Genomic DNA, 10,000 nt, shown 5'->3' with positions numbered 1-10,000 from the left:
GGCTGTAGGTATGGGTGCTGACGTAGTAGTTCTGGACCGCAGCGTAGACGTCTTACGTCGTATCGATGCTCAGTTCAATGGCGCAGTGAAAACTGTGTACTCCACTGTAGATGCACTGGAAAAACATGTGTTATCTGCTGACTTAGTCATTGGTGGCGTATTAATCCCTGGTGCGGCAGCTCCAAAGCTGGTGACGGCCGATCATATCAAACGTATGAAACCAGGTTCAGCCATTGTTGACGTGGCGATTGACCAGGGCGGTTGCGTAGAAACCTCTAAAGCCACTACGCACGCTGAACCAACTTATATTGTGGATGACGTAGTGCATTACTGTGTGGCCAACATGCCAGGTGCAGTGCCACTGACTTCTACTTTTGCACTGAACAACGCCACTCTGCCGTTTATCATCCGCTTAGCCAACAAAGGCTACAAACAGGCACTGCTGGACGATGCGCACCTGTTAAATGGCTTAAACGTGATCAACGGTCATGTCGTGAACAAACACGTCGCAGACGCGTTAAACCTGCCATTTGTTGAACCTAAACAAGTGCTAGCTGCAGTCTAACTTACACAGCACCCCATGATCTGGGCGGCCTTAGGGCCGCCCTTTTTATTTGCCGCAATTTCCGTTAGTCTTTCTGTTTCATTCTCCAGGGGTTCTTATGATGAACTATCTGTTATCAGCTTTTTTTGCGTTAAGTTTTTCTGTCGCCGCTGTTGAAGACATCCAGTTCGAAAAAGAATGGATCAAAGTAGGTCACGTTAAATTTCAAACAGAATTGGCCCTGACACCAGAGCAACGTGCCCGTGGCCTGATGTATCGCGACAGCGCAGAAAATGGCATGTTGTTTCTGTACGACGAAGCTCGTGTGTTGTCGTTTTGGATGCGCAACACTAAAGTGCCATTGGATATTGCCTATATCAAAGCAGATTGGACCATAGAACTTGTTCAGCAACTGATACCTTTTGACGAAACAGGAAAAGCATCACAAGGGCCAGTAATAGGTGCTCTGGAAATGCCGCAAGGCTGGTTTAAAGCTCAGGGTCTTGAGGCTGGTACTAAAATTGTTCGCTGTGGAATAAAGTGCGATTAACGTCTCAGTACTTTGATCACAAGGTAAAGGCTCAACTTAAGGCAGATCGGCAGCACAAAAAAGCTGCCTTCTGGTATTAAGCTTTTTGTGGATACGCAGAGGAAGAAGTTACGGTAGCGGACGGATAAAACCGCTCCCGCAATTTCATAAAGGGAGTTTCTACAAAAAAGTAGAGTGCCCAGCCACAAAAAATACTCACCGTCATAATAATTGTCACACCCAAACCACCATTAATATCAATGCCATATTCTGTGAGTGGCGCTTTCAGAACCTGAAATAAGGGTTTGTGGATCAAATAAATCGCATAGGACCAAAGTGCGATGTATGTGGCACCAGGAATTCGTATGCGGTTCAGCCAGGAGTTAGGGCTCAGGGCTGCGAGCACAAGAATAGCAAAGCTGATGGCCAGAAATGAATAACCAAAAGTCACCACCTGGAATGTACGGCCATAGCCTCTGATGTATTCATAGTTCTGAAATACATAAAACATCAATCCCACACTTGCCAGTCCGGCGAGCAATAGCAGATTACCTCTGCGTAATAGTGCAGCATAAACAGTGGGATGAAAGTTTTTCAATAAAGCTATGGCCACTCCGGGCAGTAATTCATCAAAGCGGGTAAAGCTCGAATAATAAATATATTCCATAAAAGATCGAGCGGAGATGTTCTCTTCGCTATGTGCATACCAATTAAATCCACGCAGAAACATAGCCAGCAACATAGCGCCTACAATAGCTGTCCAGGCGAGGCCAATAGAACGTCGGCTATACGCGATGAGTAATGCAATAACGGGAAAGATTAAATAAAACTGTTCTTCAATACAGAGCGACCAGGAGTGAGTAAAAGTTTCTCCCGGACCTAATCCCAGATTTTGGGTAAAAGTTAAAAATGACCAGAGCGGTGCAGTCGCAGTGCCGCCGAGCGCCACTGGAAAAATGAAATAAAGCGCGAGCACAAAATAATAATTAGGCAGAGTGCGCAGAAAACGGCGAATGTAAAACAGCTTGAGTGAAAAATCCTGCCCTTTGGAAAAGGCCAACAAGATCTGGTTACCAATCAAATAGCCACTCAATACAAAAAACAGATCAACCCCTGTCCAGCCCACTGAACTGATAAAACCAAACAGATTTTCACGGCTGACAACTACTTTGTAGTGATAGATAAGCACTATGATAATGGCGATGGCACGCAGTGTGTCCAGGCCATCAAGGCGATTTTTATCAGAAACAGAACTATCCATGTTATTGCTTGTTCCTTGAGCGGATGATAAAAGGCCGTTGATCTTTAGTGGCTAATTGTTTGACAGCAATGTGGATTAGTCTGGTTGCTTTCGCTAAATAACAACCATGACATGCCAGCTGATAAAAGCCGACCTACAACAAACACGAATAACAGACGAATACTCAGAGATTAAATGGTTCCTGATCATCCCGCAGCAGCAGAATTTCGCTAAAACCCATTTGGATAAAGGCGTTTTTGCGATAGTCCTTGAGTGCGCCTTTGCCCTTGGCGGTCATGGCTACCTGCTGCTCCATTTTACGAAATGCTGTTAGATCTATACCTTCTGCTGCTGCCACCGCTTCAAAGCTATCGGCATATTTGTCGTAGCTGAAGGGGATCTTTTTCCACTCACCTTTGTACTTATAACTGATATGCCGTGCCATCTTCCGGCTCCTTATGCTGACTAGCCTGAAGTTCTTGCTGGGCTAAAGTCTGCTGCTGTTTCAGTGCTGGTGCCGCATACATTTGCTGCACATAAGGACGCAGTTCTTCAGGTAAAGAGGCCATTTTAGTTTGATACCATAAACCTTCTTCACCCGGTTCCAGCTCAATATCCATCCCTGCAGCTAAATAATTAACTGGATATAAACGGTACCCCGCCCAAATTTGCCGATCTACTTCTGCAGCTAAAGCAGCAGGATCCTGACAACAGGCTTGAATAGCTTCACCAAAATGCACATGCACCCGGCCTTTTTGCCCCACAATACCCTGCACTATGCTTTGGATATCTTCCATCTCCGATTTTTTATATTCTCCAGTACAGGCAAGCTGATACAGCTCGTTGGCTTTGGCCTGGTCTAGCGGATCAAATTCATAAGATAAACAAACAGGCACGATATGTAAGGACTGCATATAAGTCGCAAAGTCCAGGCCGCGTTTTTTTCCTTCGATATAAAACATTTTTAAAATGGCTTCGTCGGTTTGATCCAAACCATCTTTAGCCCGGCCTTCTTTTTGTGCTATCCAGATCGAATGACCCGTTTCCAGCGAATCTTTGATATATGCCGATAGCTGACCCAGAGCTTTGAGCATTTCACGGGGCGCCTTAATGGACCTTTTGACTATAAAACTCTTATTGAGCTTCATCAGCTCAGTAGCGCAAGGCATCTTTAGCAGATTATCACCAATAGCAATACGGACAGTGTCCATGCCTTTTTGATGCAAACACCAATTCACCAGTGCCGGATCCATGGCTATGTCACGGTGATTAGATACAAACAAATAGGATTGCTTTGGGTCTAAATGCTCAAGCCCACTAACGCTGACTCCGGCCGAGCTCTTTTGCAGACTTTGTTGTAAAAAATCTGCCACCATATGCTGTACATCAGACACGGAACGCAAACCTTTGGCTTTGCGTGCCAATAACCAACGCAATACAGGGGTAAACAAATAACGGATAGTTTTTGGCCAAGCGGCCAGTCGGTAATTTAAAATTGCATGCAAAAAATCGGCGTCGTCCAACAGGCGACAAATCGCTTCTGGTACTTCATGGTCAAAATAAGGGCGAATATCCTGAAAAGGATCCGTTTGATTTGGCACAGCTTTTAAACCCCAGCGTGAAAAATGTGCCCTATTCTACCTGTTGTCTTAAGGATCACCAGACTAATCTGGCCCGATCACTTGGCGGTTGTCGAATTATTAAGCGCTTTTAGCTAAATCAGGCGGTCAACGCATACAGTCGTGCAAATTGTACTGGCATCAGGCGATTTTGCTGTACCCGAACCAACTGACCGACCGCTAGTTGTTTGCCATTTAACAATTCCATAGGCTCCAACAGCAGACAATCGACCATAGGCTCAGCTTTAGCGACCAACAACACCTTAGCCCGGTTCACTGCATCCAGTTTAGCGATCGTCATTAGGTCAGTGCGTGTTTCTATACTGGAGAAATTAAATAAGTGACTTTTTTGCGCTGGCGATTTAACAAAACTTAAGGCTGCAACAGCCTGAACAGCTACAGGCAGCAGGTCGCCGTCCGGCAGTTGTCCTTCCAAAGCTTCAGCAAAGTCCATCAGCAATTGCGCCTGCTCCATACACAGACTTTGCTGCACAGGCTTAAAGTTCAGCTCTTTTGCACTAAACGCTGTTTGAATATGGTGGCTGACCGACAACTGCAACAGCAAACGGTCTTGCTCATAGCAATACTGCCAGCACCAGTCAGGGCACAATGACAACATACTCAATCCTTGTGAATTCAAGATGTTGCCTTTCTACACCTGTTTATAAGCCCTGTTAAAGATTATTTTGGACTAAGTATCTGGGATCCAAAATTGATCGGCATATGTCCGTCGTACCTGAAGCTGCAGCTTTGTTGACTTCGCCTTTTCGCCCAGTCACTTAGGTGTACTAAGCTCACAGGGCTCAGCGGCTTGTCGCCTCTTAACAACTCCGAGTTACTCAGGCATAAAGATTATTTCAGGCCTTCAACGATCTCTTTGATCAAACTTGGGCCTTTATAAATAAAGTTGGAATAGACCTGAACCAGATTAGCGCCTGCGTCGATTTTCTCTTGTGCGGCGTTAGCAGAATCTATGCCGCCCACCCCAATAATAGGCATTTTTGGACCTAAAGCTGCACGGAACTGCCGGATAATTTCAGTGCTTTTTTGCTGCACCGGCAAACCGCTTAAGCCGCCCATTTCATTGCCATATTTCAGGTGTTGCACCGAACTTTTATCTAGTGTGGTGTTGGTGGCAATAACGCCATCCATTTTGCTACGCAGCAAAGTTTCAGCCACTTGCTGCACCGCGACTTCGTCCATGTCAGGCGCAATTTTAACGAAAACCGGCACATATTTATCTTGTTGGGCTTGCAGATCCAACTGCTCGTTTTTCACCGCCTGCAGCAGATCAAACAAGGCATCACCAAATTGCAGATCCCTTAAACCCGGCGTGTTTGGTGATGAAATGTTCACTGCGATGTAACTGGCATGCGCATACACTTTACGCATACATTCGATGTAGTCGTCTTTGCCTTGCTCGTTTGGCGTGTCTTTATTTTTGCCGATGTTAATGCCAAGTACACCTTTATAGGTTGATTTTTTGACGTTTTCAATCAGGTAATCCACGCCTTTGTTATTAAAACCCATGCGGTTAATAATGGCGTTGGCTTGTGGTAAACGAAACAAACGTGGTTTATCGTTCCCCGCCTGAGGCCTTGGTGTCACTGTGCCTACCTCAATAAAACCAAAACCCATTTGACCAAAAGCGTCAATGCAATCTGCGTTTTTATCCAAACCCGCGGCCAGACCTACAGGGTTATCAAAATGAATACCCGCCACTGTCACTGGTTTTTTTGGTAAATCCTGACGCCACAGTAACGCTGCAGGGGTATTTTTTAAATGCTTTAAGCTGCCAAGAGCAAGATGATGAGAAAACTCCGCATCTGTACAAAACATTAAAGAACGCGCCAGTGAATAAAACATAACAACCTGCTTTTAATAATTAATAGTTAGAAACTCTCTACAAAAATCGTCCGTAACGATTTTTATCAGCTTTCGCTGGCCCTAGGGGTGCTCTGCAAAATAGCAGAGCACAAAAAAGCACCGGCTCTAAAAAGAGCCGGTGTATTCTAGCTGGAACCCGAATTATTTCACAGGGTCACAGTGATGGCTGAGTAACATCAACTCACGCAAAGCCACCGAGAATTTGGCAAATTCATGGCTCTTGGTGGTTTTGAACTCTGCCAGCATTTGACGCCAGCGCGCCAGTACAGGTTCATGTTCTGTGATCCAGCTGCCAATCACGGCTTCTGCATCACAAGCTCCACCACAACCACGAACGACCACAGCCGACAGCGCGCGTTGTTGCCAGTCCAGCTCTTCGCGGTAAGAAGCACGAGCCAGAGCCTGCCAATGGTTAGCCACTGGTTGCTGCGTAATTTGCTCCAGGAACCAGTGCAGATCTAAACGATCGCCCAGTTTGAAGTAAATTTCCGCGGTCAGCAGCAGGCCATTTTTCTCTGCATCTGCCACCTGGGCAATATCCATCACAGAGAAGCAGGTACTTAACTGAGCTAAATAACGAGCTACGTCCGCCGGCACACCTTGCTCAATAAAGGCTTGCTCGTTGGCTGCCAATTGTTCAGCTTCAGCCGATGCCAGTAGTTTTTGCAGGTTATTGCTGATTTCAACAAAAGCCGGTTTGAAGAAATCTATCGTTTGCTGAATATCCAGCGCTTTGTTGCGATGGCGCAAGAACCAGCGTGTCGTGCGACGCATAGTGCGACGCAACTGATGGAACAACTTGATCTGCAATGCTGCCGGAATCACGTTATCCAATTCTTCCAGTTTGTTCCATACAGCTTCAACGTCAAACAAATCGCGGGCTATGGTGTAACATACTGCCACTTCAGCTATGGACGAACCTGTCTCTTCCATCATGCGCTGCGCAAAGTTGGCGCCCATATCGTTGACCATCAGATTCGCCAGTTTAGTGGCGATGATCTCTGCTTTTAACGGGTGCGTTTCCATCTCTTTGGCATAGTTTTGCTGCAGAACTTTAGGGAAAGCAGTAAACAAATGACGTTTGAAATAGCTGTTTTCATAAATTTCAGGTAACACCAGCCACTCTTTCATCACCATCTTGCCGTAAGCGGTCAGAATAGCCAGTTCAGGACGGGTTAACCCCTGACCTTTCACAGTGCGTTCAGCTAAGGCATCATCAGAAGGTAAGAACTCCAGTTCACGGTTTAATTTACCGTCTTTCTCCAGAGCATGGATAAAGCGTGTGTATTCTTTCATCTGTTCAGCGCCAAGCACTGAAGATACTGAAATGCTCTGCGTCTGACGGTAACAGTCGTTAATGACGATATCTGCAACATCACTGGTCATGGCGGCTAACAGCTCATTACGTTGTTTCAGCGTCATATCACCGCTGGCGACCAGAGCATTGAGCAGGATCTTAATGTTAACTTCGTTATCTGAACAGTCTACACCACCGACGTTATCGATAAAGTCAGTGTTGATACGGCCACCATTAGCCGCGTATTCAATACGACCACGTTGCGTGGTACCTAAGTTACCACCCTCGCCTATGATTTTGGCTTTGACGTCTTTCCCATTGACACGTAATGCTTCTGAACCCCGGTCGCCAACTTCAGCATGAGTTTCATCTGTCGCTTTAACGTAAGTTCCGATACCACCGTTCCAGATCAGGTCCACTTCCATCATCAGCGCTGCACGAATAAATTCGTTTGGTGTCAGACTACTTGCTGTAGTACCCAGCATCTGCTGCATTTGTGGCGTCAGTTTGATCGATTTCGCACTGCGCAGGAAAATGCCGCCACCTTCTGAGATCAATGATTTATCAAAGTCTTCCCAGGTCGAAGTTGGCAGATTAAACATCCGCTCACGCTCAACAAAAGTTTTGGCTGCATCTGGATTAGGGTCAACAAAAATATGCATGTGGTTAAATGCAACCTGCAGTCGAATATGTTTGGATAACAACATACCGTTACCAAAGACGTCACCCGCCATATCACCTATACCGACACAAGTGAAATCCGTGGTCTGACAATCGATGCCCACTTCACGGAAGTGACGCTTCACAGATTCCCAACCACCACGGGCTGTAATACCCATACCTTTGTGGTCGTAACCGTTGGAACCTCCAGATGCAAACGCATCACCTAACCAGTGGTTGTATTCAGCAGAAATAGCGTTGGCTATATCGGAGAAAGTTGCAGTGCCTTTGTCAGCTGCTACGACTAAATACGGGTCATCTTCATCCAAACGCACGACAGATTTAGGCGGAACGATTTGGCCCTGTACTATGTTATCTGTGATGTCTAACAGACCACGGATAAAGGTACGGTAACATTCCTTACCTTCGTTTAAATAAGCCTCGCGACCACCGGTTTCTGGTAATTTTTTACAAACAAAACCGCCTTTGGCACCTACTGGTACTATCACAGTGTTTTTTACTTGCTGGGCTTTGACCAGACCTAAAACTTCAGTACGGAAGTCTTCACGACGGTCGGACCAACGCAGACCGCCTCGAGCTACTTTACCGCCGCGTAAATGCACACCTTCCACCCGTGGTGAGTACACGAAAATCTCGAAGGCTGGCACTGGCAACGGCATATCAGGTACTAAAGACGACTTCACTTTGAAGGAGATATAGCTCTTCTGTTGGCCCTGCGCATTGGGCTGGAAGTAGTTAGTGCGCAAGGTTGCTGACATCATAGCCACAAAACGACGGATAATGCGGTCATCATCCAGATTGGCCACGTTGTCCAGTTGCTCATTTAATTGTTTTTCAATAGCTTCGATAGCAGCGGTGTCACCTGTATTTTGTGGATCAAATTTGGTGTTAAACAGCTGAACTAACAAATGCGCCAGTTTTGGATAACGGGCAAACGCATTTTCGACGTAAGACTGGCTGAAAGTACCGCCGATCTGACGTTTGTATTTGGCATAAGCACGTAATAACGAGGCTTCACGACCTGTTAAGCCTGCCCCTAAAATCAGACGGTTGAAGCCATCGTCTTCCAACTCGCCTTTCCATACTTTGGCAAAAGAGTCCTGGAAAGACAACTGAGCTTGCTCGAAGTCTGTAGGCATAGCGCCATTGACTTCCATCGCGAAATTTAAAATCCAGCTGACAGAACCATCAGGGCAGCGCACAGCATAAGGAGTTTCACCTATCACACGTAAACCGAAATTTTCCAGTATTGGTAATACATCCGATAAGTGGATTGGGTGATCTTTATGGAACAGGTTCAAACGCACAGCTTTGCTGTCGTTGCGTTCTTCCTGTGGACGATAAAACAGCATATCCAGACGATGTTCGTCATTCAGAGATTCAATTTTCTCTATATCAACTAAAGCATCGTTTGGCAGCATCTCGTCTTTATAAGACGAAGGAAAAGCCGTCAAATATTTACGGGCCAGCTCACGACCACGGGCTTCACCATAATGGCCAACTAGAGCTGTTTCCAGCTTATCTTCCCAGGTCCGGGCTGCTTCTACTAAATTGCGTTCAATTTCTTTCACATTAAACTCGATATTGTTATCGTTGATCCGAACGAAATAATGGGTACGCGCTAACACAGACTCAGAGAAGTAAGTGGTAAATTCCACAGCTTCAGTACTGCCCAGCGATTGAGCCAGGATCTGTTGCGTGTCTTTACGCAGTTGAGTGTTGTAACGCTCACGCGGTACATACACCATAGCTGACACAAACCGACCAAAGGCGTCTTTGCGCACGAACAGGCGTGTCATATCACGTTCCTGCATTTGTAGTACGCCTGTAGATACGTCCAGTAGCTCATCCGTCGTCGCCTGGATAAGCTCATCACGTGGATAAGTTTCGAGAATATTTAATAAGGCTTTATAAGCATGAGTGCCGTGAGCAAAACCAGACTTGGCCATGACCTTGGCCAGCTTGTTTTTCAGCAATGGAATATCTGCAGCACTGTTGTTATACAAGGACGAAGAATACAAACCAATAAAACGGTCTTCCCCAATCACCTGGCCTTTGTCGTCAAAACGTTTAATTCCAACATAGTCGATATAGGCAGGACGATGTACGCGGGACTTATTGTTGGTTTTGGTCAGGATCAGCAAAGAGGAACTCAAAGCCTGTTTACGGGCCTGCTCTGGTAAATCAGATAACATTAAATCGC

At 46.0% G+C, this 10,000-nt stretch carries 8 protein-coding genes; 2 read left to right on the top strand and 6 right to left on the bottom strand.

The window, feature by feature from the left end; genetic code table 11:
• On the top strand, window positions 1-565 hold a 565-nt coding region (locus tag LDL40_RS12940; RefSeq protein WP_367304325.1), incomplete at its 5' end, for an alanine dehydrogenase.
• A 97-nt stretch (window positions 566-662) separates the two neighbouring features.
• A complete protein-coding gene (locus LDL40_RS12935) occupies window positions 663-1,094 on the top strand; it encodes a DUF192 domain-containing protein (protein WP_300995793.1) in 432 nt (143 codons plus the stop codon).
• A gap of 76 nt (window positions 1,095-1,170) precedes the next feature.
• Here LDL40_RS12935 and LDL40_RS12930 read toward each other — a convergent pair whose 3' ends face one another.
• The 6 genes from LDL40_RS12930 to LDL40_RS12905 all read right to left on the bottom strand — a co-directional run.
• Window positions 1,171-2,334, bottom strand: a complete 1,164-nt coding sequence (locus LDL40_RS12930; protein WP_300995792.1) for an acyltransferase — start codon at window positions 2,332-2,334, stop codon at window positions 1,171-1,173.
• Window positions 2,335-2,497: 163 nt separating this feature from the next.
• Window positions 2,498-2,758, bottom strand: a complete 261-nt coding sequence (locus LDL40_RS12925) for a DUF2960 domain-containing protein (protein WP_300995791.1) — start codon at window positions 2,756-2,758, stop codon at window positions 2,498-2,500.
• Window positions 2,736-3,914, bottom strand: a complete 1,179-nt coding sequence (locus LDL40_RS12920) for a 1-acyl-sn-glycerol-3-phosphate acyltransferase (RefSeq protein ID WP_300995790.1) — start codon at window positions 3,912-3,914, stop codon at window positions 2,736-2,738. Before LDL40_RS12920 ends, LDL40_RS12925 begins: the two co-directional genes overlap by 23 nt.
• A 118-nt stretch (window positions 3,915-4,032) precedes the next feature.
• Complete coding sequence (locus LDL40_RS12915) at window positions 4,033-4,551, bottom strand: cell division protein ZapC domain-containing protein (protein ID WP_300995789.1); 519 nt, start codon at window positions 4,549-4,551, stop codon at window positions 4,033-4,035.
• A 233-nt stretch (window positions 4,552-4,784) separates the two neighbouring features.
• Window positions 4,785-5,798 (bottom strand): quinone-dependent dihydroorotate dehydrogenase, encoded by a 1,014-nt coding sequence (gene pyrD / locus LDL40_RS12910; RefSeq protein ID WP_300995788.1) that lies wholly within the window; start codon window positions 5,796-5,798, stop codon window positions 4,785-4,787.
• Window positions 5,799-5,960: 162 nt separating this feature from the next.
• Window positions 5,961-10,000 (bottom strand): NAD-glutamate dehydrogenase (locus LDL40_RS12905; protein WP_300995787.1); only part of this gene is annotated, 4,040 nt, incomplete at its 5' end.

The sequence above is a fragment of the Rheinheimera sp. genome, from assembly GCF_020217005.1.
Classification (GTDB): domain Bacteria; phylum Pseudomonadota; class Gammaproteobacteria; order Enterobacterales; family Alteromonadaceae; genus Pararheinheimera.
The sequence above is the reverse complement of the archived record's forward strand: the minus strand, read 5'-3'. Positions and strand labels throughout refer to the sequence as shown.